The sequence below is a fragment of the Salmonella sp. NW645 genome (genome assembly GCF_051703725.1).
GTDB lineage: Bacteria > Pseudomonadota > Gammaproteobacteria > Enterobacterales > Enterobacteriaceae > Salmonella > Salmonella enterica.
Genome location: NZ_JAMMKR010000012.1, coordinates 18,052 through 44,325, shown reverse-complemented (window position 1 = coordinate 44,325; position 26,274 = coordinate 18,052). Strand labels below are relative to the sequence as shown.

22 protein-coding genes and 4 tRNA genes are annotated in these 26,274 nt (G+C 53.7%); 5 read left to right on the top strand and 21 right to left on the bottom strand.

Annotated features, from left to right (window positions below; genetic code table 11):
• Positions 1–46: 46 nt before the first annotated feature.
• Positions 47–2,593, bottom strand: a complete 2,547-nt coding sequence (cyaA, locus tag NA389_RS20465; RefSeq protein WP_000281710.1) for a class I adenylate cyclase — start codon at positions 2,591–2,593, stop codon at positions 47–49.
• Between the two features lie 376 nt (positions 2,594–2,969).
• Between cyaA and hemC the strand changes: the two genes are divergently transcribed.
• Genes hemC through hemY form a run of 4 tightly spaced genes read left to right on the top strand, consistent with a single transcriptional unit; the run spans position 2,970 to position 7,038 of the window.
• Entirely contained in the window at positions 2,970–3,911 is a 942-nt protein-coding gene (gene hemC / locus NA389_RS20460) for a hydroxymethylbilane synthase (RefSeq protein WP_001521319.1), read from the top strand.
• Entirely contained in the window at positions 3,908–4,648 is a 741-nt protein-coding gene (hemD, locus tag NA389_RS20455; protein ID WP_000025495.1) for a uroporphyrinogen-III synthase, read from the top strand. The genes hemC and hemD overlap by 4 nt, the downstream gene beginning before the upstream one ends.
• 21 nt (positions 4,649–4,669) lie before the next feature.
• Positions 4,670–5,839, top strand: a complete 1,170-nt coding sequence (gene hemX, locus NA389_RS20450; RefSeq protein ID WP_000138960.1) for a uroporphyrinogen-III C-methyltransferase — start codon at positions 4,670–4,672, stop codon at positions 5,837–5,839.
• Positions 5,840–5,841: 2 nt separating this feature from the next.
• Positions 5,842–7,038 carry a protoheme IX biogenesis protein HemY gene (gene hemY, locus NA389_RS20445; protein WP_001546072.1) on the top strand — a complete coding sequence of 399 codons (1,197 nt, stop codon included), beginning with the start codon at positions 5,842–5,844 and terminating at the stop codon, positions 7,036–7,038.
• Positions 7,039–7,618: 580 nt separating this feature from the next.
• On the opposite strand, the gene NA389_RS20440 is transcribed toward hemY, so the two are convergent.
• The 20 genes from NA389_RS20440 to trxA form a co-directional block, all read right to left on the bottom strand.
• Positions 7,619–7,695, bottom strand: a tRNA-Pro gene (locus NA389_RS20440).
• Between the two features lie 42 nt (positions 7,696–7,737).
• Positions 7,738–7,824 (bottom strand) — tRNA-Leu (locus NA389_RS20435).
• A gap of 20 nt (positions 7,825–7,844) precedes the next feature.
• A tRNA-His gene (locus NA389_RS20430) sits at positions 7,845–7,920 on the bottom strand.
• Positions 7,921–7,974: 54 nt separating this feature from the next.
• A tRNA-Arg gene (locus tag NA389_RS20425) sits at positions 7,975–8,051 on the bottom strand.
• Positions 8,052–8,153: 102 nt separating this feature from the next.
• Positions 8,154–9,539 (bottom strand): bifunctional threonine/serine APC transporter ThrP, encoded by a 1,386-nt coding sequence (thrP, locus tag NA389_RS20420; protein ID WP_000818386.1) that lies wholly within the window; start codon positions 9,537–9,539, stop codon positions 8,154–8,156.
• A 206-nt stretch (positions 9,540–9,745) separates the two neighbouring features.
• On the bottom strand, positions 9,746–10,486 hold the full coding sequence (gene wecG, locus NA389_RS20415) for a lipopolysaccharide N-acetylmannosaminouronosyltransferase (protein WP_000183625.1): 741 nt from the start codon (positions 10,484–10,486) through the stop codon (positions 9,746–9,748).
• Positions 10,483–11,841: an ECA oligosaccharide polymerase gene (wzyE, locus tag NA389_RS20410; protein ID WP_000055605.1), complete on the bottom strand. Its 1,359-nt coding sequence runs from the start codon at positions 11,839–11,841 to the stop codon at positions 10,483–10,485. The genes wecG and wzyE overlap by 4 nt, the downstream gene beginning before the upstream one ends.
• The gene (locus NA389_RS20405) at positions 11,838–12,914 is read right to left on the bottom strand and encodes a TDP-N-acetylfucosamine:lipid II N-acetylfucosaminyltransferase (protein ID WP_000217192.1); all 1,077 of its coding nucleotides are present in this window, start codon (positions 12,912–12,914) and stop codon (positions 11,838–11,840) included. Before NA389_RS20405 ends, wzyE begins: the two co-directional genes overlap by 4 nt.
• Positions 12,911–14,161 carry a lipid III flippase WzxE gene (gene wzxE, locus NA389_RS20400; protein ID WP_000050301.1) on the bottom strand — a complete coding sequence of 417 codons (1,251 nt, stop codon included), beginning with the start codon at positions 14,159–14,161 and terminating at the stop codon, positions 12,911–12,913. The genes NA389_RS20405 and wzxE overlap by 4 nt, the downstream gene beginning before the upstream one ends.
• A 1-nt stretch (position 14,162) precedes the next feature.
• Entirely contained in the window at positions 14,163–15,293 is a 1,131-nt protein-coding gene (gene rffA, locus NA389_RS20395; protein ID WP_000612084.1) for a dTDP-4-amino-4,6-dideoxygalactose transaminase, read from the bottom strand.
• 4 nt (positions 15,294–15,297) lie between these two features.
• On the bottom strand, positions 15,298–15,975 hold the full coding sequence (gene rffC / locus NA389_RS20390) for a dTDP-4-amino-4,6-dideoxy-D-galactose acyltransferase (protein WP_001145154.1): 678 nt from the start codon (positions 15,973–15,975) through the stop codon (positions 15,298–15,300).
• On the bottom strand, positions 15,953–16,834 hold the full coding sequence (gene rfbA, locus NA389_RS20385) for a glucose-1-phosphate thymidylyltransferase RfbA (protein WP_000676077.1): 882 nt from the start codon (positions 16,832–16,834) through the stop codon (positions 15,953–15,955). Before rfbA ends, rffC begins: the two co-directional genes overlap by 23 nt.
• A gap of 32 nt (positions 16,835–16,866) precedes the next feature.
• Positions 16,867–17,934 carry a dTDP-glucose 4,6-dehydratase gene (gene rffG / locus NA389_RS20380; protein ID WP_000822137.1) on the bottom strand — a complete coding sequence of 356 codons (1,068 nt, stop codon included), beginning with the start codon at positions 17,932–17,934 and terminating at the stop codon, positions 16,867–16,869.
• Positions 17,934–19,196: a UDP-N-acetyl-D-mannosamine dehydrogenase gene (wecC, locus tag NA389_RS20375; protein ID WP_000011237.1), complete on the bottom strand. Its 1,263-nt coding sequence runs from the start codon at positions 19,194–19,196 to the stop codon at positions 17,934–17,936. Before wecC ends, rffG begins: the two co-directional genes overlap by 1 nt.
• Positions 19,193–20,323, bottom strand: coding sequence for a non-hydrolyzing UDP-N-acetylglucosamine 2-epimerase (wecB, locus tag NA389_RS20370; RefSeq protein ID WP_000866682.1), 1,131 nt, complete (start codon positions 20,321–20,323; stop codon positions 19,193–19,195). Before wecB ends, wecC begins: the two co-directional genes overlap by 4 nt.
• Positions 20,324–20,378: 55 nt before the next feature.
• Positions 20,379–21,425, bottom strand: coding sequence for an ECA polysaccharide chain length modulation protein (wzzE, locus tag NA389_RS20365; protein WP_000193413.1), 1,047 nt, complete (start codon positions 21,423–21,425; stop codon positions 20,379–20,381).
• An 11-nt stretch (positions 21,426–21,436) separates the two neighbouring features.
• Positions 21,437–22,540: a UDP-N-acetylglucosamine--undecaprenyl-phosphate N-acetylglucosaminephosphotransferase gene (gene wecA, locus NA389_RS20360; RefSeq protein WP_001050948.1), complete on the bottom strand. Its 1,104-nt coding sequence runs from the start codon at positions 22,538–22,540 to the stop codon at positions 21,437–21,439.
• Between the two features lie 239 nt (positions 22,541–22,779).
• A complete protein-coding gene (rho, locus tag NA389_RS20355) occupies positions 22,780–24,039 on the bottom strand; it encodes a transcription termination factor Rho (RefSeq protein ID WP_001054532.1) in 1,260 nt (419 codons plus the stop codon).
• Between the two features lie 87 nt (positions 24,040–24,126).
• A complete protein-coding gene (locus NA389_RS20350) occupies positions 24,127–24,210 on the bottom strand; it encodes a rho operon leader peptide (protein WP_134820045.1) in 84 nt (27 codons plus the stop codon).
• A gap of 247 nt (positions 24,211–24,457) precedes the next feature.
• On the bottom strand, positions 24,458–24,787 hold the full coding sequence (gene trxA, locus NA389_RS20345; RefSeq protein ID WP_001280776.1) for a thioredoxin TrxA: 330 nt from the start codon (positions 24,785–24,787) through the stop codon (positions 24,458–24,460).
• A gap of 143 nt (positions 24,788–24,930) precedes the next feature.
• On the opposite strand from trxA, the gene rhlB reads away from it, so the two are divergent.
• The gene (gene rhlB / locus NA389_RS20340) at positions 24,931–26,196 is read left to right on the top strand and encodes an ATP-dependent RNA helicase RhlB (RefSeq protein ID WP_000047525.1); all 1,266 of its coding nucleotides are present in this window, start codon (positions 24,931–24,933) and stop codon (positions 26,194–26,196) included.
• Positions 26,197–26,274: the final 78 nt, after the last annotated feature.

Genomic DNA, 26,274 nt, shown 5'->3' with positions numbered 1-26,274 from the left:
CTTACTGTAGGCCCGGTAAGGCGTAGCCGCCACCGGGCAAAAATCCTCAGGAAAAATACTGCTGCAATAGCGGCGCGTCATGATCCTGGTTTGCTGGCGGCACGGTGTTGATAGGCTGCGTACGGAATGGGATCACCTGCTCGCGGCCATCGGTTTTCACTATCTGGTAGAACTGCGGCAGGTTAAAGTTGATAAAACTGGAGCCATACGTGAAGCGATCGTGCGATGACGAATAGAAGCGACTGACGTCGCGCACCAGTTCTTCCTTGCTACCTTCGCAGTGGTGATACACTTCCGCCCGGTTACTTTCATCCAGAATATAAATATTAAAGCCTTTCTCATCACCCGTTTCTTCAAAGAAGAACTGGATAATCCCTTCGCTGGCGAAGCCATCCACCACTGACGGCAATTTCACCTGGTTGGTTTCCACCTGTACCGACAGCCCGTGCAGCTTGTTATGCGAAATCGCGCCGTAGAATTCGATGGCGTTCTCCAGCTTCTGCACCGAGACATTCAAGCGTTCGAAGAATAGCCCCCAGGTTTGCCCGGAGACACGCAGCGCTTTGAAGCGGCCGGTTTCCTGACGGGTACTGGAAAGGCGCAGTTCAATGCACTCGGAAACCAGTTGCTGCACGCGGGTGCGAATCAGACCGCGAAGATGTTGACTGTAGCAGAACACTTCGACGCTATCCGGCGGCGCGGCATCCTGGTGCATTTTCCCCAGAATCGTTTTCAGCGCTTCGATCATCGCCTGCTCGCCGTTAAAGTGCAGAGTACGCACTTCGTTCCACGAGTTGCGATATAACAAGTCGATACTGCCTATCAGACAGTTTTGCTCTTCGCCAAAGCTGAAAACGTCCAGCTTACGGAAGTCAAAATGGACCACTTTATTGCGAAACGCCGCCGTCGGGTCATATTCGAGGTTAACGATAATCGCCAGATGGCGAATTTCACAGGGGCTGTAGAGCGCTTTCGGCGTCGGAGCAGGCAAGCGCAGCGGGAAATGGTGCGAAACATCGGCGACCATCTCCTGTAACTTAGGCAGGTCGACAATACCGTTGCCCTTAATAAACAGATGCGTTCGCGACGTCAGCAGGCCGTTGAACCACGCCCACGCGACCAGCTTATTAAGATAACGGTTATATTCCAGCGGCTGATGACTGATGATGGAATCCATGTTCGGCGCACGGTTGTAGAGATACCAGCCTGAACGGTTGGCGCGTCCCGGCGGCACATGGATAAAGGTTAAATTCGGCTCGGACAGATCCGGCGATATCTGCGGGTTCACCAGCGTGACTTTACCCGGCAACGCTTCAAACGCCGCGTACAGCTTACGCGTCAGTACGCCGATATCCTGCGGGCTGGCACTCACGCTGAGGTTGTTGCGCCGCGCAAAGCGAATCAGATTACGATAGCTTTGCATCATGGCGTCGAGCAATTCGTTGTGGGCTTCGCGCACCTGATCGATTTTCCAGTTTGCGCGATTATCGAGCATGGTCAGACGCGCGTCGTCCCATCCCCACTCGCTGACTAACTGGCTTAATACTTCCCGACGCCAGCCTACGCAGGCACGCTCGCGACTTAATTTCTCGCACACTTTCAGGTAAAAGCAGCGGCGGACTAAATCCAGCCGCGTCGGATCTTCAATCGCCGTCAGGTATTCAGTGACCCGTTCCAGCATCATGCAGTAGGGATCGAGTCCAAACGATACGATTTCACCGTCATGCAGACGTTGTTTAATATCTTTCGCCAGCAGACATGGGTTGGGATATTCCCATGAGTAGGCTTCCAGCAGCAGCGTTTTCAGCACCGCTTTGTACGGCGAGTCAATGCTCTTGTATAGCTGCCACAGGCTGGCGCCAAAGTACTCTTCGGCGGAGAGCGAGCTTAAGCCCCCCAGATCCAGCCATTCGTTTGGCGTTAATACGCCCTGCGCGTAGAGCGTCATGACATAGTCGTCGTAATGCTCTTCTTCGTCGCACGGCACCATACTCCACAGGATACGCTTCCCGGCCAGGCGCACAGCGGTACGATAAAACTCATCAAGCAACAGGATATGCTGCGTAGAACCACAGTCTTCCCCGCCCAGACTGCCGCTTTCGTTATGGCGGAAACGGTTCTCGTCGATCAGGAAGAAGCTCACCTCAACGCCAAGCGAGGCGGCCCAGCTTTCCAGCAGGCTACACTTACGTTGCAGCAACTGACGCTCTTCGCCGTCGAGCCAGGACTGATGGCACACCCAGATATCCAGGTCGGACGAGCAGCTCTGCCCGACCGAGGAGGTGCTGCCCATGGTGTAAACACCGGTAATCGGCAGCTCGCCCTTCGGCGGGTCCTGCGGCGTCATACCGCGGTACAGCTCAAGTTCGTTCAGATAGTGGCGTTGGGTTTCATCAGGCGTGTAGAAGCAAATACCGCTGGGAACGTTACCATCAAGGTAACCCGGCATCAGTGGATGGTGATAGTGCAATAATGTCGGCAGAAGACTGTAAACCTGCTGAAAAGCGGGTCCCATGGCAGCAAGCGCGCGATCCACACGCAGTTGATTTATGGCATCCAGTCTCTGTTTCAGAGTCTCAATATAGAGGTACAAGACGTATCGCCTGATGTTGCTACCCGTCATGGTGCAGGTCAGTACTTGACCGTCGCCATTCGGGATAAACCGTATGTCAAAAATAACCGTTACCCTTTCTCGCCTGCATATTTTTATCTAATACCGACGAAAAAATGGTCTAAAACGTGATCAATTTAACACCTTGCTCATTGACCGTAAAGAAAGATGCGCTACATACAAGTGTAGCACCGTTCGCTGCGTGTAAATTCTTAAATACGGGCTGGCGGTTTCTCGTCATTATTCACTGTCATTGACGACACTGCGCCTTATCCTCTCACTCACGGTGACCGGAAAACTAACATACTCTCTATAAGGATGTTAGGATGGTCAATGATTGATAATGACGGTAACAAGCATGTTAGACAATGTTTTAAGAATTGCCACACGCCAAAGTCCCCTTGCGCTTTGGCAGGCACATTATGTCAAAGACGCATTGATGGCAACCCATCCGGGACTGACAGTAGAACTGGTGCCGATGGTCACACGCGGCGACGTGATCCTTGATACTCCCCTGGCGAAAGTGGGCGGTAAGGGACTGTTTGTTAAAGAGCTTGAAATCGCGCTGCTGGAAAAACGCGCTGATATCGCCGTGCACTCTATGAAAGACGTTCCGGTGGCCTTCCCGGATGGTCTCGGTCTGGTGACCATTTGCGAGCGCGAAGATCCGCGCGACGCGTTTGTCTCGAATAAATATCACAGTCTGGACGATCTGCCCGCGGGTAGTATCGTCGGGACGTCCAGTTTGCGTCGTCAGTGTCAACTGGCGGAACGCCGTCCGGACCTCATTATCCGTTCGTTGCGCGGCAACGTCGGCACACGTCTCGGCAAGCTGGACAACGGCGACTATGACGCCATTATCCTGGCCGTGGCCGGTCTGAAACGCTTAGGTCTGGAGTCGCGCATTCGCACAGCCTTGCCGCCCGACGTTTCACTTCCTGCCGTAGGCCAGGGCGCCGTCGGGATTGAGTGTCGTCTTGACGACGCGCGAACGCAGGCGCTGCTCGCACCGTTGAATCACTCGCAAACCGCGCTGCGCGTAACGGCGGAACGCGCTATGAACACCCGCCTGGAAGGCGGTTGTCAGGTGCCGATTGGCAGCTATGCAGAAATCATCAACGGTGAAATTTGGCTACGCGCGCTGGTTGGCGCGCCGGACGGTTCGGTGATGGTGCGCGGCGAACGTCGTGGTTCTCCCGAGCAAGCGGAGCAAATGGGCATCTCGCTTGCAGAGGAACTGCTGGAAAACGGCGCGCGCGCGATTCTGACGGAAGTTTATAACGGCGAGACGCCCGCATGAGTATTCTGATCACCCGCCCCTCTCCCGCAGGGGAAGCGTTAGTGAGCCGTCTGCGCGCACTGGGGCAGGTGGCCTGGAGTTTTCCACTGATTGAATTTGTCGCCGGTCGGGAGCTACCCACCCTGGCCGACCGCCTGGCGACTCTGACGGAAAACGATCTGGTTTTTGCCCTTTCACAGCACGCCGTCGCCTTTGCTCACGCCCAGCTCCAGCGGGATGGCCGAAACTGGCCTGCGTCGCCGCGCTATTTCGCGATTGGCCGCACCACGGCGCTCGCCCTTCATACCGTTAGCGGGTTCGATATTCGTTATCCATTGGATCGGGAAATCAGCGAAGCCTTGCTACAATTACCTGAATTACAAAATATTGCGGGCAAACGCGCGCTGATTTTGCGTGGCAATGGCGGCCGCGAACTGCTGGGCGAAACCCTGACAGCTCGCGGAGCCGAAGTCAGTTTTTGTGAATGTTATCAACGATGTGCGAAACATTACGATGGCGCGGAAGAAGCGATGCGCTGGCATACTCGCGGCGTAACAACGCTTGTTGTTACCAGCGGCGAGATGTTGCAACGGCTCTGGTCGCTGACTCCCCAGTGGTATCGTGAGCACTGGTTACTACGCTGTCGGCTATTGGTCGTCAGTGAGCGTCTGGCGCACCTCGCCCGGGAACTGGGCTGGCAAGATATTAAGGTCGCTGATAACGCCGACAACGATGCGCTGTTGCGCGCATTACAATAACTCTCATAATGGGATGCCATAATGACGGAACAAGAAAAATCCTCCGCCGTGGTTGATGAGACCAGGGAGAGCGTGGAAACCACGCCACAGCCAGTTAATACCGAGAAAAAAAGTAAGAACGGCGCCGCGCTGGTATTAAGCGCGGTGGCGATTGCGATTGCCCTGGCGGCAGGTATTGGGCTTTATGGCTGGGGGAAACAGCAAGCAACCGCGCAAACGGAAACCAGCGATGCGCTGGCGACGCAACTGACCGCCTTGCAAAAGGCGCAGGAGAGCCAAAAAGCGGAGCTGGAAGGGATTATCAAAAAACAAGCGGCGCAGTTAGATGACGCGAATCGCCAACAGGCGGCGCTGGCGAAACAGCTTGATGAAGTACAACAAAAAGTCGCCACCATTTCCGGCAGCGATGCTAAAACCTGGCTGCTGGCGCAGGCTGATTTCCTGGTGAAACTCGCCGGACGCAAGCTGTGGAGCGATCAGGACGTCACTACCGCCGCTGCGCTGCTCAAAAGCGCTGACGCCAGTCTGGCGGACATGAATGACCCCAGCCTGATTACCGCACGACGCGCGATTACTGACGATATCGCCAGCCTGTCATCCGTTGCGCAGATCGACTACGACGGCATTATTCTCAAGCTCAATCAGCTCTCTAACCAAATCGATAACTTGCGTCTGGCGGATAACGATACCGATGGTTCGCCGATGGATTCAGACAGCAGCGAGCTGTCCAGCTCGCTAAGCGAATGGCGCGTTAACCTGCAAAAAAGCTGGCAGAACTTTATGGACAGCTTTATTACCATTCGCCGCCGCGATGATACCGCTGTACCGCTGTTGGCGCCCAACCAGGACGTCTATTTACGCGAAAATATTCGCTCTCGCCTGTTAGTCGCCGCGCAGGCCGTGCCACGCCATCAGGAAGAAACATACCGTCAGGCGCTGGATAACGTTTCGACCTGGGTTCGCGCTTATTACGATACTGACGACGCCGCGACAAAAGCCTTCCTGGAGGAGGTCGATAAATTAAGCCAGCAAAATATCACGATGGATCTGCCGGAAACCCTGGAAAGCCAGGCGATTCTTGAAAAACTGATGCAAACCCGCGTGCGTAATCTGCTGGCGCAACCGACAGTCTCTACGGCAGCGCCTGCCACGCAGACAGACGCTCCGGCAGCCGCGCCGCAAGGAGAATAATGATGCTAAAAGTATTATTGCTCTTTGTGTTGTTGCTCGCGGGTATCGTGGTCGGCCCGATGATAGCCGGTCACCAGGGCTATGTGTTAATCCAGACCGATAACTACAACATTGAAACCAGCGTCACCGGACTGGCGATCATTCTCATCGTCGCTATGGTGGTGCTATTCGCCATTGAGTGGTTGCTACGCCGTCTGTTTCGTACCGGCGCGCACACCCGCGGTTGGTTTGCCGGCCGTAAACGCCGTCGCGCCCGCAAGCAGACCGAACAGGCGCTGCTGAAGCTGGCGGAGGGCGACTATCAGCAGGTTGAAAAGTTGATGTCAAAAAATGCCGACCATGCTGAACAACCGGTGGTAAATTATCTGCTGGCGGCAGAAGCGGCGCAGCAGCGCGGCGATGAAGCACGCGCTAATCAGCACCTTGAACGTGCGGCAGAGCTGGCGGGGAACGACACCATCCCGGTCGAGATCACACGCGTGCGCTTACAGCTGGCGCGCAATGAAAATCACGCGGCGCGTCACGGCGTGGACAAACTGCTGGAGGTCACGCCGCGTCACCCGGAAGTTCTGCGTCTGGCGGAGCAGGCCTATATTCGCACCAGCGCATGGAGTTCTTTACTGGATATCATCCCATCCATGGCGAAAGCGCACGTTGGCGATGAAGCGCATCGCGCCATGCTCGAACAACAGGCGTGGATAGGACTCATGGATCAGGCGCGCGCCGAGCAGGGCAGCGAAGGATTACGCACCTGGTGGAAAAACCAAAGCCGTAAAACCCGCCATCAGGTGGCGCTGCAGGTCGCGATGGCCGAGCATCTGATCGAATGTGACGATCATGATATGGCGCAGCAGATTATCATCGACGGTCTGAAACGCCAGTATGACGATCGACTGGTGCTGCCCATTCCTCGTCTCAGAACCAATAATCCGGAACAACTGGAGAAAGTGCTGCGCCAGCAAATTAAGACAGTAGGCGATCGCCCGCTGTTATGGAGCACGCTCGGTCAGTCGCTAATGAAACACGGTGAATGGCAGGAGGCGACTCTGGCTTTCCGCGCCGCGCTGAAACAACGCCCGGACGCGTATGATTATGCCTGGCTTGCCGATGCGCTTGATCGACTGCATCAACCGGAAGAGGCCGCCGCCATGCGGCGCGACGGCCTGATGCTGACATTACAGAACAATCCCCCGCAGTAATTCCCTCTTGCCCGGTGGCGCTTCGCTTACCGGGCCTACCGCTTACACAAAATCATTCGGGATGCATAAAAAAACGCCTGCCCGGTTAAGGGGCAGGCGTCAAAACAGGTCTGTATGACAACATAAAGGGGTGCTTCACTCAACGTTGTGTCCAGGGTGTTTGATGAGGCGTAAGCGACATCTGTCAGTGGACGATAAGCACCGTAAACGGCTCTGCATCATTCCTGAGTTTATGAGGCCAGAAGGCGAACATAAGAGATGGAATGAGCATCTACCCGTATATTATTGCACATAACGTGCCATCTTTGCACCGCTAAAAAACAGGCGCAGGTATTAAAAAACGTAGAGAATTCACGCGATTGTCATCCCCCCGCCGCTGGCGAGGTTTTAGCGTGTCGCCTGGCGGAGACAGAACAGGATGTTTTTTATAAAGTGATTATAAATCAATAGATTATTCGTCACCGAATAGCGACAAATAAAGCCTGGGATATCGCCAATAAACCATAATGGCAACACGTGCGGGATAAGCGGTTGAAAAGAAACAGAAAACAAAAAACCCCGCCGAAGCGGGGTTCAAAATTGGTCGGCGAGAGAGGATTCGAACCTCCGACCCACTGGTCCCAAACCAGTTGCGCTACCAAGCTGCGCTACTCGCCGATATACTGCTTTTTTGAATTTTTAGTTCAATTCATTGAGTCGTGGTGCGAGGGGGGGGACTTGAACCCCCACGTCCGTAAGGACACTAACACCTGAAGCTAGCGCGTCTACCAATTCCGCCACCTTCGCGTTTCACAACTCTATATTAATGGGGTGGCTAATGGGATTCGAACCCACGACAACTGGAATCACAATCCAGGGCTCTACCAACTGAGCTATAGCCACCACTGAAACTTTTTACGCGGTATTAAACCACCGCAGCTCAAGCACCTAAATAAATGGTACGCCCGACAGGATTCGAACCTGAGACCTCTGCCTCCGGAGGGCAGCGCTCTATCCAGCTGAGCTACGGGCGCTTAGCGCCGTTGCGGGGGTGGATAATACGGACTTCACACCCCGCTGTCCAGTGCCTTTTTAAATAAAATGCGCGTTTGGTTATGCTTTGCGCATTTTGGCGCTTATTCCCCCACCTTGTGGGCGGTTCCGTGACGATTCAGACCGAAAACTTTGTAGACCAGCGTGACGGCCAGCAGGAAGATGACGCCGACAAACAGCGACATGCGCGTATCTTCATTAAAGTACATGCCGATTAAAACGCAAACCAGAAACGCCATCGTCAAATAGTTCGCCCACGGGAACATAATGGAACGAAAAGGATGATCCGCAATCGCTTCTTTATGCGCCCGACGAAAGCGCAGTTGGCTAATCAGAATGACAAACCACGGCACCATCCCCGGCAGTACGCTGGCGCTATAAACGTAAACAAAGACGCGCTGCGGATTGGGGATGATGTAGTTCAGGCAAGAACCTACCAGCAAAATCAAAATAGAGAGCGCCACGCCCGCGACCGGCACGCCGTGGCGAGAGACTTTCGCGACTGCCGCCGGCAGTTGACGGTTTTTCGCCAGCGCGTAAAGCATACGCCCACAGCTATACATTCCGCTGTTACAGCCGGAGAGCGCCGCCGTCAGCACGACAAAGTTGATAATGCCTGCCGCGGCGGTGATGCCGATTTTCGCGAAGGTGAGTACAAAGGGGCTGCCGTTGCTGCCAATCTCATTCCACGGGAAAATGGTGACGATCACGAAAATCGCGCCAACATAAAAAATTAGGATACGCCACAGCACCTTACCCACCGCGCTACGCAACGTCACCTGCGGATTCTTCGCTTCACCGGCGGTAATACCGATCAACTCAACCCCCTGATAAGAGGCCACCACGATACATAATGCGGTCAGAAAGCCTTTCCAGCCGCCAGCAAAAAAGCCGCCATGCTCGGTCAGATTACCAAAGCCAATCGCCTGGCCGCCGTTACCAAAACCGAAGAAAATCACCCCCAGACCGATGATGATCATCACAATAATCGTGGTGACTTTGATCATCGCAAACCAGAACTCGATTTCACCATACAGGCGCACCGTAGCCAGATTCGCCAACGCGACCAGTCCGACGGCAATCAGCGCCGGTATCCACTGCGCCATCTCCGGAAACCAGAACTGGACGTAGACCCCAATGGCGGTAATTTCCGAGATCCCGACCGCCATCCACATAAACCAGTATGACCAGGCGGTAAGATAGCCAAAAAAAGGACTCATATACCGGTGGGCGTACACGGCAAAAGAGCCGGTAACAGGTTCCAGAAAGAGCATCTCCCCCATCGAACGCATAATGAAAAAGACGAACAATCCGGCGATAATATACGCCAGCAGCACTGACGGGCCCGCCCATTTCAGCGTACTGGCGGCACCCATAAAGAGTCCGACGCCGATGGTGCCCCCGAGGGCAATCAATTCAATATGACGAGCTTCCAGCCCACGCTGTAGCTCCGGTTTTTTCTCTGCCATAAATCCTCATGTCGTGTTTGCAACGGTTCCGGTAGTACCGGTTATTGTTATGGGTACATTGATTGTTGCGAATATTTTCTTAAATTTGGACAAATGGCAAATGGAGCATTAAAAAAATGCACTTATTGTGTAAGAAATCATCGATTGTGTTGTAAATGAGCAGCGCCATAAGCACAATCCGCTGCTCAAGTCATCAGAAGGGAGAATTAGAGATCGCCAGTATAGTGCCAGCGAAGGTAGCGCAGCAGACGCATCTGGCGGGTAATACGCTTCGGTTGAGAAAGCAGACGATACAACCACTCCAGCCCCAGGTTCTGCCATATTTTGGGGGCGCGTTTGACGTGACCGGTAAACACATCATAGGTACCGCCCACCCCCATATATAGCGCATGGGGATGCACTTCCCGACAATCGCGCATGAGCAATTCCTGTTTTGGCGATCCCATCGCGACGGTGACAATTTTCGCGCCGCTGGCATGGATACGCGAAAATAGCGCCTGACGCTGCTCCGGCGTAAAGTAACCGTCCTGGCTACCCACAATATTGACGTTCCACTGCGTCCGCAGTTTTGCTTCCGTCTGCGCCAGCACCTCAGGCTTGCCGCCGACAAGAAATACCGGCGTGCCTTCTTTACCCGCGCGCGCCATTAACGCTTCCCAAAGGTCAGCGCCAGCCACACGAGAAACCTGCGCCTGCGGAAATTTTTTACGTATTGAACGCACCACGCTGATGCCATCGGCATATTTAAATTCCGCCGCCGCTATCAACGCGCGGACTTCCGGATTATCTTCCGCCGTCAGCAGCTTTTCGGCGTTGATTGCCACCAACGTACCTTGCTTCAGTTGTCCATCGGCAAACAGATAATTCAGCGCGTGTGACATGTCGCGCCAGCCAATCAGAGGTAATCCTCGCAGCGAGTAAAGGGGCGCAGCGGCATTGTTAGTCATAGTTTTCCTTCCACCTGTGCCTGAGGGAGCGAAGTTGTACGTTTATGAATCAGTCCGGCGCTATCAAATAACCAGAACAGAAGCTTAGCGACCAGCAGGCTGGCGCCAAAAACCACCAGGAAGAAAACCACGCGCGAGACAAACGAATCCAGCCCTTCTCGCGCCAGCACAATCATATTAAAGATGGCGCCAAAGCAGAAACTGTGCAGAATCGCCGCCTTATAGCGATTGGGCTCCCGGTTACCCAGTTCATATAGCCAGTCGAACCATTTGATAATCAGCCCGACGACGATCGCGCCGAGCGGAATAAACAGCGCCCCGCCCATGACCACCAGCGATCCGATAAGCGTTGGCGATATCGCCAGGCCAGAATGGTTGTTCAGGACTTCCCAGGTGAAGTAATTCGCAGAATTCAGCACGATACTGGGTCGTCCCGGCCATAACCAGGTGGGAATAAAGACGTAGAAATCACGCACGATAGGGGCCAGCCCCTGAAAATCGATATTGTGGTAATTTTGCAACAGCAGCGCCAGATTCTCCCACGGCGAAAAGGTATCGCGCGTTAGATAAAGAAACGTATAGAACGCCTCATCGCCGCTCACATTTAATCCGTAGCGTTTGAGCGCCAGCCAGAACATACCGACAATTCCCAGCACGCCCGCCGCCGCCAGCATCCACAGGCTGATCCAGCCCCGAATAATGCCGATAAACAGGAAGATAGCAAACGCAATAATGATGTTGGCGCGCGTGCCGCCGACAATCATATAGGTCAACAGGCCAAACGCGACGGTACTCACCAGAAAAAACAGCCACGCTTTGCTGTCCTGGCGCAGGAAATAGACCACCAGCATCGCCGGAATGAAGAAATAGAAGAACCGTTTTAACGCCACGCCGGAGACTTCGCTGGAAAAGATCTGGCTGTAGGAGTGCAGCCGGAACAGCAAAAAGCCGTTATGCATAAAGAAAATCGCCACGCTCACCAGCGCGATGCCCATCAGGATCACCCAGGTAAGGTGGGTTTCCACCCGGTTCATGGTAAATAGCGGCTTGCGTGGTACATCCACAACGCGTTTGCGTAAACGCGTTTTATAGGTCACGTAATACACGCCGTAGAAACAGGCGGCGGATAATAGAGCCTGCAATAAGATTTCCGGCGGCGCGACGCCAACGTCGAAACGAAATACCAGCACGCTGGTTAGCGGAAAACCAAAAAAGAAGGTCAACAAAAACAGCAACGAAAAGAAAACGTTGAAGTTAAAACGCACGCGGCGGAATTCAAACCAGGTCAGCGTGGCGATAAACAGCGTAGAGAGCAGCCAGACCACCAGCAGCCCGCTGAATTGCATTAAACTCATTCGGCTTCTCCTGCGGCGATTCTCAACGCATTATGCCACGGTTGCAGGTAGTTGGGGCTAAAGAAGGTGATACCGCTTTTATCTACCGATGCGAGCTGACGCTGCGCCTCGCGCACGACCTGCTCATTAAGATCGTCCGTGGTAAACAGGACGGGCAGATGCTGTTCCGCCATATCCTGCCAGAAAGGATTGTCGCGATTCAGTACGCACGGGATATCGGCCTGAATTAGCAGGCACAACGTCCCGATCCCCTGTTGGCGGGCAAAAATAAAATAACCGAGGTCGCACTGGCGCAACAGCGCAAGATAGGCATCAAATTCCATTTTTTCGCTAAGAATTTGTAGATTTTCGGCGCTAAATAGCACCAGAGCGGCCTGGCGAACCTCATCAATATAGGCCTTATTGGCCGGATAGCCCATCGGCACCACCACGTTTACCGTATCGCCAAACTGCTGATACACCGCCCGTAACGCCGTAATATGTTGGTTACTGCGATCGCCGGAGTTCCCTACTAAAATGGTCAATTTCCCCGCACGTTGGCGCTCTTTTGCCATAGAGTTCAGGGAAGGATCCATGCGCGTCGGGAAATAGAGCAACTCGCCGCGTACGCCCGGGTGCTGGCGCGCAAAATAGCTGAGATCGCCGCGCGTCGCGAATACGCCCCCTACTCGTCCCTGCGCGATACGACGAAGCGGGTAGAAAAGGCGGAATTTCAGCCCGTGGGACACTTCGTAGAGATCCGCGCCCCAGATATGCCAGTAAAACTGAGCTGGCTTAATACCGCCGCTTAACAGCGCCAGCCACAGGCTGGTGTTGAACTGACCGTGAAAGAAGAATCTCTGTCGACGATTTGCTTTCGCTTTGGCGATGACCGCCTGCGCCAGCGCTTTCTTACTGCCATAAAAACGAAGCGAGAGCGCCGGGCAGCTTTCCGTGAAGCCGTTATCTTCGCCGGCAACCATAAATTCACGCGCGTGCTCGCTTGTGGCGGCCAGCGTATCATTGAAAAACCGCAACACGGTGTGGTTATGGTGAGGGATATCCGATCCCAGGACGTGAATCAGTACAGTCATGCTCGCCTACGCCAGAGTAAAAATACGCCGCAACAAAGTGAAAAATAGACAATATAGGTGGCCATATAAGCCTGTGCCGCACCCAGCGCGCCGTGAGCGGGAATCAGCCAGTGAGCGAATGCCGTTAACAGAATGAACTGGCTAATTTCGGCCAGAATGTAAAATCGCAACGACGCTTTGGCAATCACCAGATAACCGAAAACATAGGCGCCGACTTTCAGCACGTCGCCCACTAACTGCCAAGCGAACAGATCGCGCATCGCGGTGAATTTGGCGGAAAAAAGCAGCCAGATAGCAAAATCGCGCAGTAGCCAGACGGTAAAACTCGCCGCCGCGACCGCCGGTAAAACAAATTTCAGCGCTTTTACCACTTCACGCGTAATGTCCTGTTTTTCCGTCAGGCGTGAGAGCGTGGGTAACAGGTAAACGCTGAAGGAGGCGGTGATAAATTGCAGATAGGCATCAGAAATGCTGCTTACGCCCTGCCAGATCCCGACATCGCTCCAGCTATAGTGCGCGGCCAGTTGGTTTCGCATCATCACATAGGCGACCGGCATCGTAACGGAGGTAATCAGCGCCATCAGGGTAAATTTACTGAGCTGCCCTGCCAGACCGTTGTCCCAGGAGGGCTTGAGATAGCGTAGCGGGACGGTGCCGCGCTTAATCAGTATCATACCGGCTGGCACTACCACCAGCGCCGGCACCAGCGCCAGGCCAAGCAGAGCGCCTTCATAGCCGCCGACACGGTAGCAGAGATACCAGGCGGCAACGCCCAAAAAGCTGCCGACAATTAACGATAAGGCATTACCCGACGCGTCACGAAAGCCCTTCATTAGCGCCAGCAGCAGGTTCGCCCAGGCGATCCCCATTTGTACCAGCGCAACCAGACGCACCAGCCCTTGATAGTCCGTATGACCGAACAGTCCCTGGCTAATCGGCGCCGCCGCCAGCAGGAAGACCAGCGCCAGCAGCGTAGAGAAACCCAATACCATCGCGGAGGAGGTTCCCACCACGGTACGTAACTGCGCCGGGTTATCATGATATTGTGCGACGAGTTTGGTAACGCCGTTAAATATCCCGGCGCCAGCCAATACGCCCAGCACGGTGATCATCTGGCGGAAGTTACTCGCTTGTCCGACGCCCGCCGGACCAAAAGAGACGGCCAGTAGTTTCACCACCAGCAGTCCGGCGCCAATTTTTACCAGCGTACTGACCGCCGTCCACAGGGAGGCTTTAGCAAGCGACATATCAGGAGAAATAATTTAGCAAGGTAGTAATCACCGTTCGTTGATCGACGGGCGCAAGATTATAAAACAGCGGCAGACGCAACAAACGTTCGCTCTCTTTTGTGGTGTAGACATCGTCCCCGATAAACTCGCCAAATTTATCGCCCGCCGGACAATCATGCAGCGGAATGTAATGGAATACCGCCATGATTTCCGCCTCTTTCAGGAAATTAATCAGCGCGCTGCGATCGGCGATATCCCGCAGTTTGATGTAAAACATGTGGGCATTATGCCCGCAGTTTTCCGGAATAGAAGGCAGCTCGATACGCCCGGCGCGCGCCAGCGGCGTTAACGCATCGTAGTAAGTCTGCCACAGCGACAGACGCTGTTGATTGATACGATCGGCGGCCTCCAGTTGCGCCCACAGGTAGGCAGCCTGCAGATCGGACATCAAATAACTGGAGCCGATATCCCGCCAGGTGTATTTGTCCACCTGACCACGGAAGAACTGGCTGCGGTTGGTGCCTTTTTCGCGGATGATCTCCGCGCGTTCAATCAGCGTACGATCGTTGATCAGCGTCGCGCCGCCTTCGCCGCCAGCGGTGTAATTTTTGGTTTCATGGAAGCTAAAACAGCCGACGTGGCCGATCGTTCCTAACGCGCGCCCTTTGTACGTGGACATCACGCCCTGGGCGGCATCCTCGACAACGAACAGATTATACTTATCCGCCAGCGCCATGATGACGTCCATTTCACAAGCGACGCCAGCGTAGTGTACCGGCACGATAGCGCGGGTTTTATCAGTAATTGCCGCCTCAATCAGCGTTTCGTCAATATTCATCGTATCCGGACGAATATCGACAAACACAATTTTCGCGCCGCGCAGGACAAAAGCGTTAGCGGTGGAGACAAACGTAAAGCTCGGCATGATCACTTCATCGCCGGGCTGAATATCCAACAACAGAGCCGCCATCTCCAGCGACGCGGTACAGGAAGGCGTCAGCAACACCTTCGCGCTGCCGAAATGTTGCTCCAGCCACTGCTGGCAACGGCGCGTAAAGCCGCCGTCGCCGCACAGTTTGCCGCTGCTCATTGCAGACTGCATGTATTCGAGTTCGGTTCCCACCACCGGCGGCGCATTAAAAGGAATCATGTTGTCACCTGTATAACCAGTACGCAGTGCTTTCGATGTTGGCACCGCTTTGTATGTAACGTTTAAGCGCGGCGGTGTTGCCCAACTGGGTCGCCACCCGCAATGTTGCTTTGCCGCGACTCTGCGCCCAACAGATCGCCGCCTGCATAAGTTCCGCTCCCGCGCCGCGTCCGGCCAACAGGCCAATGCGCGCGTCGGTATCATTCAATTCCCGCAGCGAGACGTAACCGCGGATAGCGCCTGTCTCTGTGCGAAGCACCAGGCATTGGTGATCAAACGTGCCGCGTACCGCATTCTCAATCCACTGGGCGTAAAAACGGGCACTGGCGTCGGGCGCATACCACGGCGCGCGAAAACGACTCTGCGTAAACGCCTCTCCGGCCAACTGACGCAAAGCAGGAATGTCTTTAAGGTGTGCAATTTCCGCGCCATGCTGGTCGCGATGCCCTTTTACCGGCAACGCAAAATCCACTTCGCCTTCAACCAAAGAGAATCCCAGCGATTGCAACGCCGACAGCCAGGCGATGTTTTCAGCCGGCACTTTTACCTGCACGCGTTGCCACGCCTGCAGCGCTTCTGGCGTTAATTCGGGCGCTGAGGCATCGATACGCACAATGCCGCTATTCACGCCAAAGAACGTATTTTCCCAGAGTAACGGTTCAATACTGGCGCGGACGGGCACGGAGCAACTCCAGTAAATATTGGCCATAGCCGGTTTTTTCAAGCTGACTGGCGGCGCGTTTCAAACCATCATCATCCAGCCAGCCGTTGCGCCAGGCAATCTCCTCCAGACAGGCAATTTTGAAGCCCTGGCGCTTTTCCACCGTCTGCACAAAAGTGCTCGCCTCAATCAGACTGTCGTGGGTGCCCGTATCCAGCCAGGCGAAACCGCGGCCCAGCAGTTCAACGGTCAGCTTACCTTCCTCCAGATACATCTGGTTGATAGAAGTGATCTCCAGCTCGCCACGCCCGGACGGTTTCACGCGCTTCGCATACTCGACGACCTTGCTGTCATAGAAATAGAGGCCGGTGACCGCCCAGTTAGATTTAGGCTGTTTCGGCTTTTCTTCCAGCGAGAGCGCGCGAAAATCATCGTCAAACTCCACGACGCCAAAGCGTTCCGGGTCCATGACCTGATAGCCAAATACTGTAGCGCCTTCGGTACGCGCCGCGACCTGACGGAGTTTGGGGCTAAAACCCTGACCAAAAAAGATATTGTCGCCCAATACCAGGCATGAGGGTTCACCGTTGAGGAACGTTTCGCCAATGATAAAGGCCTGCGCCAGCCCGTCCGGACTGGGCTGTTCGGCATAGTGTAAATCGATACCGAACGCTGCGCCGTCACCCAGCAAACGCTGAAAGTCGCGTTTATCCTCCGGCGTGGTGATGATCAAGATCTCACGAATGCCCGCCAGCATTAGCACCGATAACGGATAGTAAATCATCGGTTTATCGTAGACGGGCAGAAGCTGCTTTGATACGCCGCGCGTAATGGGATGCAACCGGGTACCGGAACCTCCCGCCAGAATGATGCCTTTCATTCGTTTCTCCTCCAGGAGTAAGAACCTGCCGTTTAGCGTTTCAGACCTAAGCGTTCGCCCTGATAACTGCCATCCTGCACGGGTTTCCACCAGGCCTCATTGGCGAGATACCACTGAACGGTTTTTCGCATCCCGCTTTCGAAGGTTTCCTGCGGCGTCCAGCCCAGCTCGCGGGCGATTTTCGACGCGTCGATGGCATAACGTAAGTCATGGCCGGGTCGATCGTCGACGAAGGTAATCAGATCGTGATAATTCGCCACACCCTGCGGTTTTTGCGGGGCCAGTTCCTCCAGCAGAGCGCAAATCGTCCTGACCACATCCAGATTTTTACGTTCGTTATGACCGCCGATATTATACGTTTCGCCCACCGCGCCGTTCGTCACCACGTGATACAACGCACGGGCATGATCTTCCACATACAGCCAGTCGCGAATTTGCTGACCGTTGCCATAGACCGGCAATGGTTTACCCGCCAGCGCGTTCAGAATCATCAGCGGGATCAGTTTTTCCGGGAAATGGTAGGGCCCGTAGTTATTAGAGCAGTTGGTGACAAGCGTAGGCAAACCGTAGGTACGTAACCAGGCGCGTACCAGATGGTCGCTGCTGGCTTTGGAGGCGGAATAAGGGCTGCTTGGCGCATATGGCGTGGTTTCGGTGAAGAAATCGTCTGCAGTATGCAGATCGCCATACACTTCATCGGTGGAGATATGGTGGAAGCGGAACGCCGCTTTAGCGTCCGCGTCAAGCGCGGACCAGTAAGCGCGAGCGGCTTCCAGCAAGGTGTAAGTACCAACGATATTCGTTTCAATAAACGCCGCGGGGCCGTCGATGGAACGGTCTACATGGCTTTCCGCCGCCAGGTGCATCACGCTATCGGGCTGATACTGCTGGAAAACTCGCTCCAGTGATGCCTGATCGCAGATATCCACCTTCTCAAAGGCGAAACGGTCGCTTTGCGCCACCGACGCCAGAGACATCAGGTTGCCCGCATAGGTGAGTTTATCCACCACCACCACCGCGTCTGCCGTTTCATGGATGATATGCCGCACCACCGCAGATCCGATAAAGCCTGCGCCGCCGGTCACCAGAATCCGTTTCATCAGCGCCAGACTCCTTTGGTATCAACCACATAACGTTGATTAACCGCATCGCCGGGAATCGCTTTAAATTCGTCATGATCGACCAGCATCACCAGCACATCGGCGGCGGCCAGCGCCGCGTCCAGTTTCGCCAGCGTGCAAAGTCCGTCCAATTTTTTCGGCAACTGACGGATATTCGGTTCGACGACCAGGGTTTCGCCGCTGTGCCAGCGGGCGATACTTTGCGCGATCCCCATCGCCGGGCTTTCGCGCAAATCGTCGATATTCGGCTTAAAGGCCAGCCCAAAACAGGCGATTTTCACTTCGCTGGCGCGTTTATCGGTGGCCGCCAGGCAATCTGCGACCGCGGCTTTTACCTGATCGACTACCCAGTGCGGTTTGCCGTCGTTCACTTCACGCGCGGTGCGAATCAGTCTCGCCTGCTGCGGATTTTGCGCCACAATAAACCACGGATCGACCGCAATGCAGTGCCCGCCAACGCCTGGGCCCGGCTGCAAAATATTGACGCGCGGATGGCGGTTCGCCAGGCGGATCAATTCCCAGACGTTAATCCCCTGTTCGGCGCAAATCAGCGACAATTCATTCGCAAAGGCGATATTCACATCACGGAAGCTATTTTCCGTCAGCTTGCACATCTCTGCGGTGCGCGAGTTGGTGACAACGCATTCGCCCTCAAGGAAAATTTTGTACAGAGCGCTGGCGCGAGCCGAACATACTGGCGTCATACCGCCAATCACGCGGTCATTTTTAATGAGTTCCACCATCACCTGACCCGGCAGCACACGCTCCGGACAATAGGCGATATTCACGTCGGCCTGCTCGCCCGCCTGCTGGGGAAAGGTCAGATCCGGGCGCATCCCGGCCAGCCAGCCGGCCATTTGCTCCGTTGCGCCGACCGGCGATGTTGATTCCAGAATCACCAGTGCCCCTTTTTTTAATACCGGCGCAATGGATTTCGCCGCGGCTTCCACATAGGCCATGTCAGGGTCGTGATCGCCTTTGAATGGCGTCGGCACGGCAATCAGGTACGCATCGGCCTCGACAGGTGTCGTCGTCGCACGCAGAAAGCCGCCTTCCACCGCCATCTTCACCACATTGCCCAACGCCGGCTCCACGATGTGAATTTCACCGCGATTTATGGTGTCTACCGCATGTTGGTTGATATCCACGCCGATAACCTGCTTCTGGCGGGAAGCAAAAGCGGCCGCAGTCGGTAATCCGATATACCCCAGCCCAATAACAGAAATGGTCGTAAAACTCATAACGATACCCGATAACTTTTTAACGCCTGTAAAATGCGCGCGCATGATTGCCCGTCACCATAAGGATTATGGGCGCGGCTCATAGTTTGATATTCATTTTCGTCGTGCAGCAGACGCATAACTTCCGCCACAATGCGCCGGGAGTCCGTGCCGATCAGTCTTACCGTACCAGCGGTAATGGCTTCCGGACGCTCTGTGGTTTCACGCATGACCAATACCGGCTTACCTAATGACGGCGCTTCTTCCTGAATACCGCCGGAATCGGTCAGAATGAGCCAGGCGTGATTCATCAGCCAGACAAAAGGTAAGTAGTCCTGCGGCTCAATCAGCACCACGTTTTCAACATGGCCGAGGATACGGTTGACAGGTTCGCTGACGTTGGGATTGAGGTGCACCGGATAGACAATTTGCACATTCTGGTTCGCGGCGGCGATTTCCGCCAGCGCCTGGCAGATATGCTCAAAGCCCTGACCAAAGCTTTCACGCCGATGACCGGTCACCAAAATCATCTTCTTATTCACATTGAGGAAAGGATACTGCTCGGCCAGTTCAGCCTGTAATGTATCGCTCGCCAGAACGCGATCGCGTACCCAGATCAGCGCGTCGATAACGGTATTGCCAGTGACAAAAATGCGCTCATCCGGAATGTTCTCCCGCAACAGATTCTGCCGCGAGTTTTCCGTCGGCGCAAAGTGGTACATCGCCAGATGTCCGGTCAGCGTGCGGTTTGCCTCTTCCGGCCAGGGGGAATAAAGATCGCCGGTTCGCAACCCGGCTTCTACGTGCCCTACCGGAATTCGTTGATAGAAAGCCGCCAGGCTGGTAGCAATCGTAGTGGTGGTATCGCCATGAACCAGCACCACATCAGGTTTAAAATCTGCCAGGATCGGCTTTAATCCCTCCAGAATTCGGCAGGTAATTTCCGTCAACCCCTGTCCCGGCTGCATAATGTTGAGATCGTAATCAGGCACAATAGAAAAAAGAGTTAATACCTGATCAAGCATCTCCCGATGCTGCGCAGTAACGCATACTTTGGCCTCGAAATGAGGATCTTTTTCCAGCGCATGGACCAGAGGCGCCATCTTAATGGCCTCCGGTCGTGTACCAAATACAGTCAGTACTTTCACATCGATTCTCTTCGAATAGACAGCAGGGGCCCAGCCCCCTACTGCAGAGGTGTTGCTAAATCGTGCGGCGACGGGTTAAGGCAACGCCCGCACCGATTAGCGCCCCAACGATACCCCACATAATCATCAGGAAGGCTCGGCGTGGGCTATCACGTTTTACCGGTTCTTCCGGCGTACGCAAATAACGATAGGTCTGAAAACGAGGGTCCAGGGTCGGCCCCACATTAAGCGTATTCAACATTGCCCGATTTTGAAAGTAGTCCAAATCGAACGCAGGGCCAACCGCTTGCAGATTTTCAAGACGCGCCTGCAACATAGGGCGACCGAGTAAAAAAAGCTCTGAGTCCGGTAATTCATCCGCCGGGACATCCGTCGCGCTACGAGAAATATTATGTTGTTCCGCAATTTTGAGCGCCTGCTCAATACTGTTTACACGACGTGAATAGATCGCTTTCGCAACCTCTTCCTGCCGTTTGACCTGCGCTTTCATCTGCACGGTACGCGCAGCCCAGGCACCTTTTAATTCATCATTCAGATGGCTCGCCGCCCGCTGGCTGGCGAATGCGACATACTGACGCAGCAGATTATTGGCATCCGGCGCAGTTTCAGCAATCAGCTTCACGTTGTCGTTGATGGCGCGTGTAAAATCGCCGGGCGTAAACTGTATGTTATTGATCAGTTCATCAAGCATCGCCGCATCAGCTTTGCTATTCCCGACCATTCGCTGCTTGTAATAGTCCGTCTGTAACCAGAAATCGCGACGCGTATCCCAGGAGGCAAGTTGCATGATGAACTCTTTATACGCTTCATCCATCACCGAGGGCTTATCAGAAGAAGCAGGATCGGTCTTAATATCCAGGTTGCGCAGAAACTGCTGCTGGGAGTAATAACCGCCCAACATATTTACGGTTGGGCGATCGGTGATCGCCGTCGCACTCCACTCCTGACGAGCAAAAAAGGTATAGGCTAACGCGATAAGGGCAAATAGCAGGCCAATGCCGATAATCCAGAATTTGCCAGCCCATAAAGTACGAAACAACCCGCGAATATCCAGTTCATTTTCAGCGCTCACCGCGCGTGCCCCCGGTAATGGTTGTGTCATCGTATCCTCATTTACTTGGTTAAGTTTGGCCGGTTCTTACGGTGTCTGCGCAGGCGACGCTTCACACGCTTAATAAATCTCGCCACCTTCCAGGCCCGCTTAATGCAGTAGCCATAGAGGAAGAATGCTAGCAAAAAGAGCACCAACATAACCCATTCAGGAACAAAATGAGAATATTCTGCCGCTACGCCGACTCCCGCCAGAATGGCGGCGGCAAGCGTAATCAGTACAAACGCCTGACGAGAGGTAAATCCGGCGCGCATGATAAGATGGTGAATATGCTGACGATCAGGTGAGAAGGGACTCATTCCTTTACGCAGACGGCGATACATAATCGCCACCATATCCATCAGCGGGATAGCGATAATCCATAGCGCGGTAACCGGACTGATAGGGTGAGTTTTCCCCTGCGTCGTTTCCAGTAAGATCCAGATAACGGTAAAACCAATTAGAGTACTACCGGCATCGCCCATAAAGACTTTATAACGCCGCCCCAAAATACCGAGATTAAGCATAATGTAAGGCAGAATCGCGGCGATCATGGCGAAGCACCATATTGCCAGGCTGGTTTGACCGTCAAACCATAAAATCAGCCCCATCGCCGCGAATGAGACGCTGGATAGCCCGCCCAACAGGCCGTCAATACCGTCCACCATATTGAAAGCGTTGATCGCCGCCCATACGGCAAACAGAGTAAGGAAATAGCCGAAGGGACCGAGCACCATCTCCCAGGAGCCAAAGATATAGCCGAGGCTGCTAAGATAGAGCTTACCGAATACCATCATAATGATACCGATCGCGGCCTGTATGGTCGCACGGATCTTCACGCTGATATCAAAACGGTCGTCCAGCGCACCGATAAGAACCAGTACGCCCGCACAAGAAAGATAAAGCGACGCATGAGGAATATAGTGGTCAACGATTCCGAATGTGAAGCAAATCCCTGCGTAAACCGAAATCCCTCCAACCAACGGTATCAGCCCCTGGTGGCGTTTACGAAAGTTGGGTTTATCCACTAAACCGATTTTTTTTGCGACTTTACGCGCAAAAAACAGGAACAGTGTCGTGAATAAAAAAATACTGATGAGATCAGTACTCACGGTCAGTAAATTCACAATGCGTGCTCTCAGATAAAATTAGTACCAGAAGTATAACCATGAAGACCTTTATTCAGAAGGGAAACCCTGCTCTGAATCAGGCAGAATTGTTTAAATATCAACCACACGATACCGATAACGAATGGATGGCGAAGCCCCGACCCGGTTTATCATCATTTTGTAAATGTATCGTTAAGATTACAGATATAAAACAAAAACGCCACGTAAAAACGTGGCGTTTTCAGGTAAAGACCAGGTTATGAGCGCTTCATCATCTCGAAAAAGTCGTCATTAGTTTTGGTCATCGCCAGTTTGTTAATGAGGAATTCCATCGCGTCAATTTCACCCATCGGATGGATGATCTTACGCAGGATCCACATTTTCTGCAGCTCTTCCTGAGTGGTGAGCAGCTCTTCTTTACGGGTACCGGAACGGTTGTAGTCGATAGCCGGGAAGACACGTTTTTCAGCGATCTTACGCGAAAGATGCAGCTCCATGTTACCGGTGCCTTTAAACTCTTCGTAGATAACTTCGTCCATCTTGGAACCGGTATCGATTAGCGCCGTCGCGATGATCGTCAGGCTACCGCCCTCTTCCACGTTACGCGCCGCGCCGAAGAAACGCTTCGGACGATGCAGGGCGTTAGCGTCCACACCACCGGTCAGTACTTTACCGGAAGCCGGCACCACGGTGTTATAGGCACGCGCCAGACGGGTGATGGAGTCGAGCAGGATGATAACGTCTTTCTTGTGTTCAACCAGACGTTTCGCCTTCTCGATAACCATTTCGGCAACCTGAACGTGGCGGGATGCCGGTTCGTCAAAGGTAGACGCAACCACTTCGCCTTTCACCAGACGCTGCATCTCGGTCACTTCTTCCGGACGTTCGTCAATCAGCAGCACCATCAGCACGCAGTCTGGGTGGTTATACGCGATGCTCTGCGCGATGTTCTGCAGCAGCATGGTTTTACCCGCCTTCGGCGGCGCGACAATCAGACCGCGCTGGCCGCGACCGATCGGCGAAGCCAGATCCAGAACGCGTGCCGTTAAGTCTTCGGTAGAACCGTTACCACGCTCCATACGCAGACGAGAGTTTGCGTGCAGCGGGGTTAAGTTCTCAAAGAGGATTTTGTTACGGGCGTTTTCCGGTTTGTCGTAGTTAACTTCGTTAACTTTCAACAGCGCAAAATAGCGTTCACCTTCTTTCGGCGGGCGAATCTTACCAGAAATGGTATCACCAGTGCGGAGGTTGAAACGGCGGATTTGGCTGGGGGAAACGTAGATATCATCAGGACCGGCGAGGTAGGAGCTGTCTGCAGAACGGAGGAAACCAAATCCATCCTGCAATATCTCCAGCACACCGTCGCCAAAGATATCTTCGCCACTCTTTGCGTGCTGCTTCAGGATGGCAAAAATAATGTCCTGCTTGCGCATACGGGCCAGGTTTTCCAGCCCCATACTTTCGCCGAGAGTGATCAGCTCAGAAACCGGCGTATTCTTTAATTCGGTAAGATTCATAATGGTGTGAGTTCTTAAACTTGGGGTAAATCTCGAACTTAATGTTGTGAATGGTATGGCAGGGTCATCCATGCCTGTTTACGGCTATCAACTCATGTCTGTTCGCTGTCTGGTCACAGGAAAGTACGCAGAACTGAAACGACAAGACGGAATGAGCGAAGAGCCAGGAATCTTTCCACTTCTCGTGCGAGAAAAAACGGGAAGTGACGGATAAAACCAGATTCAAACTTAATAAGGTATGTTTAATTCGAAGTCAATACTAACTTAGCACGACTCAGACCGGGCGTCCAGAGATCCTGACAATTTAAGAATAACGTAAGGACAACAGACGCCACGAAACTGCCTGATACCTTAATCATTCGTCGAATGACAGACGCCTGACCATACAGCGCCTTTGTCATTCGACGTATAAAAGGTATTACGCCAGATTGGCGTCGAGAAACTCTTTCAACTGACCTTTAGACAGTGCGCCTACTTTGGTTGCCGCCACTTCGCCGTTTTTAAACAGCAGCAGAGTCGGAATACCGCGGATGCCATATTTAGGCGCAGTACCTGGGTTCTGGTCAATGTTCAGTTTGGCAACGGTCAATTTGCCCTGATATTCGTCAGCGATTTCATCCAGAATCGGAGCGATCATTTTACACGGCCCGCACCACTCTGCCCAGAAATCAACGAGGATAGCCCCGTCCGCTTTGAGTACATCCGTGTCAAAACTGTCGTCAGTCAGGTGAATAATTTTATCGCTCATATATAACTCCACAGGAATAAGCCTGGCGTGTTGGTGTAGCATTAACCAACGAGGTGCTGATGTTAACTTCGCCAACAAAGGTTGACTTTATTTCACCGGATACGCTTTCGTAAAGCAATAGTAAGCTGATATTCTACCACACTATGAGCAAAACACATTTAACAGAACAGAAGTTTTCCGACTTCGCCCTGCACCCACAGGTGGTTGAAGCCCTTGAAAAAAAAGGGTTTTATAATTGTACGCCCATTCAGGCACTGGCCCTTCCGCTAACGCTGGCGGGTCGTGACGTTGCAGGGCAGGCGCAAACCGGTACCGGGAAAACGATGGCGTTTCTGACGTCAACGTTTCATTATTTACTTTCTCATCCCGCGATCGACGATCGCAAGGTGAACCAGCCGCGCGCGCTGATCATGGCGCCGACGCGTGAATTAGCCGTACAAATTCACGCAGACGCGGAGCCGTTGGCGCAAGCGACAGGCTTAAAATTAGGCCTGGCTTACGGCGGCGATGGTTACGACAAGCAGCTTAAAGTGCTGGAAAGCGGCGTTGATATTCTTATTGGTACGACGGGCCGACTGATTGACTACGCCAAACAAAATCACATTAACCTCGGTGCCATTCAGGTCGTCGTACTCGATGAAGCCGATCGCATGTACGATTTGGGCTTTATTAAAGATATCCGCTGGCTGTTCCGTCGTATGCCGCCGGCTGCGCAGCGTCTGAACATGTTGTTCTCCGCCACCCTGTCTTATCGGGTTCGCGAGCTGGCGTTTGAACAGATGAACAACGCCGAATATGTTGAAGTGGAACCGGAGCAAAAGACCGGCCACCGCATTAAAGAAGAGCTTTTCTACCCCTCTAATGAAGAGAAAATGCGTTTACTGCAAACGCTGATCGAAGAAGAGTGGCCGGATCGCGCCATTATTTTCGCCAACACCAAGCATCGTTGCGAAGATATCTGGGGACATCTGGCGGCAGATGGCCATCGTGTTGGTCTGCTGACCGGTGACGTCGCGCAGAAAAAGCGCCTGCGGATTCTGGATGAGTTCACCCGCGGCGATCTGGATATTCTTGTGGCGACCGATGTCGCGGCGCGCGGGTTGCATATCCCCGCCGTAACGCACGTCTTTAACTACGATCTGCCAGATGATTGTGAAGACTATGTTCACCGTATCGGTCGTACCGGTCGCGCTGGCGCCAGCGGACATTCCATCAGCCTGGCTTGCGAAGAGTATGCGCTGAATCTGCCCGCCATTGAGAGCTATATCGGCCACTCGATTCCGGTCAGCAAATACAATCCGGAAGCGCTCATGAACGATCTGCCCAAGCCGTTGCGCCTGACGCGTTCGCGTCCTGGCAATGGTCCGCGCCGCGCTGGCGCTCCGCGTAATCGTCGTCGTTCAGGTTAAGAAAAGTTATGCCATACACAAAATCATTTAGCCTGTATCAAGGCGGCAAGAAAACAAATCCCGATGAGCTTAGGAAGA

What these genes read in the sequence shown, in the direction of transcription:
- wzyE (WP_000055605.1), bottom strand. Translation starts at nt 11,841, where the DNA reads ATGAGTTTAATGCAATTCAGCGGGCTGCTGGTGGTCTGGCTGCTCTCT.
- wecC (WP_000011237.1), bottom strand. Translation starts at nt 19,196, where the DNA reads ATGAGTTTTACGACCATTTCTGTTATTGGGCTGGGGTATATCGGATTA.
- rho (WP_001054532.1), bottom strand. Translation starts at nt 24,039, where the DNA reads ATGAATCTTACCGAATTAAAGAATACGCCGGTTTCTGAGCTGATCACT.
- NA389_RS20405 (WP_000217192.1), bottom strand. Translation starts at nt 12,914, where the DNA reads ATGACTGTACTGATTCACGTCCTGGGATCGGATATCCCTCACCATAAC.
- hemD (WP_000025495.1), top strand. Translation starts at nt 3,908, where the DNA reads ATGAGTATTCTGATCACCCGCCCCTCTCCCGCAGGGGAAGCGTTAGTG.
- wzxE (WP_000050301.1), bottom strand. Translation starts at nt 14,161, where the DNA reads ATGTCGCTTGCTAAAGCCTCCCTGTGGACGGCGGTCAGTACGCTGGTA.
- rhlB (WP_000047525.1), top strand. Translation starts at nt 24,931, where the DNA reads ATGAGCAAAACACATTTAACAGAACAGAAGTTTTCCGACTTCGCCCTG.
- wecG (WP_000183625.1), bottom strand. Translation starts at nt 10,486, where the DNA reads ATGACTAACAATGCCGCTGCGCCCCTTTACTCGCTGCGAGGATTACCT.
- hemY (WP_001546072.1), top strand. Translation starts at nt 5,842, where the DNA reads ATGCTAAAAGTATTATTGCTCTTTGTGTTGTTGCTCGCGGGTATCGTG.
- wzzE (WP_000193413.1), bottom strand. Translation starts at nt 21,425, where the DNA reads ATGACACAACCATTACCGGGGGCACGCGCGGTGAGCGCTGAAAATGAA.
- rfbA (WP_000676077.1), bottom strand. Translation starts at nt 16,834, where the DNA reads ATGAAAGGCATCATTCTGGCGGGAGGTTCCGGTACCCGGTTGCATCCC.
- rffG (WP_000822137.1), bottom strand. Translation starts at nt 17,934, where the DNA reads ATGAAACGGATTCTGGTGACCGGCGGCGCAGGCTTTATCGGATCTGCG.
- trxA (WP_001280776.1), bottom strand. Translation starts at nt 24,787, where the DNA reads ATGAGCGATAAAATTATTCACCTGACTGACGACAGTTTTGACACGGAT.
- hemX (WP_000138960.1), top strand. Translation starts at nt 4,670, where the DNA reads ATGACGGAACAAGAAAAATCCTCCGCCGTGGTTGATGAGACCAGGGAG.
- thrP (WP_000818386.1), bottom strand. Translation starts at nt 9,539, where the DNA reads ATGGCAGAGAAAAAACCGGAGCTACAGCGTGGGCTGGAAGCTCGTCAT.
- rffA (WP_000612084.1), bottom strand. Translation starts at nt 15,293, where the DNA reads ATGATTCCTTTTAATGCGCCGCCGGTGGTGGGAACCGAACTCGAATAC.
- hemC (WP_001521319.1), top strand. Translation starts at nt 2,970, where the DNA reads ATGTTAGACAATGTTTTAAGAATTGCCACACGCCAAAGTCCCCTTGCG.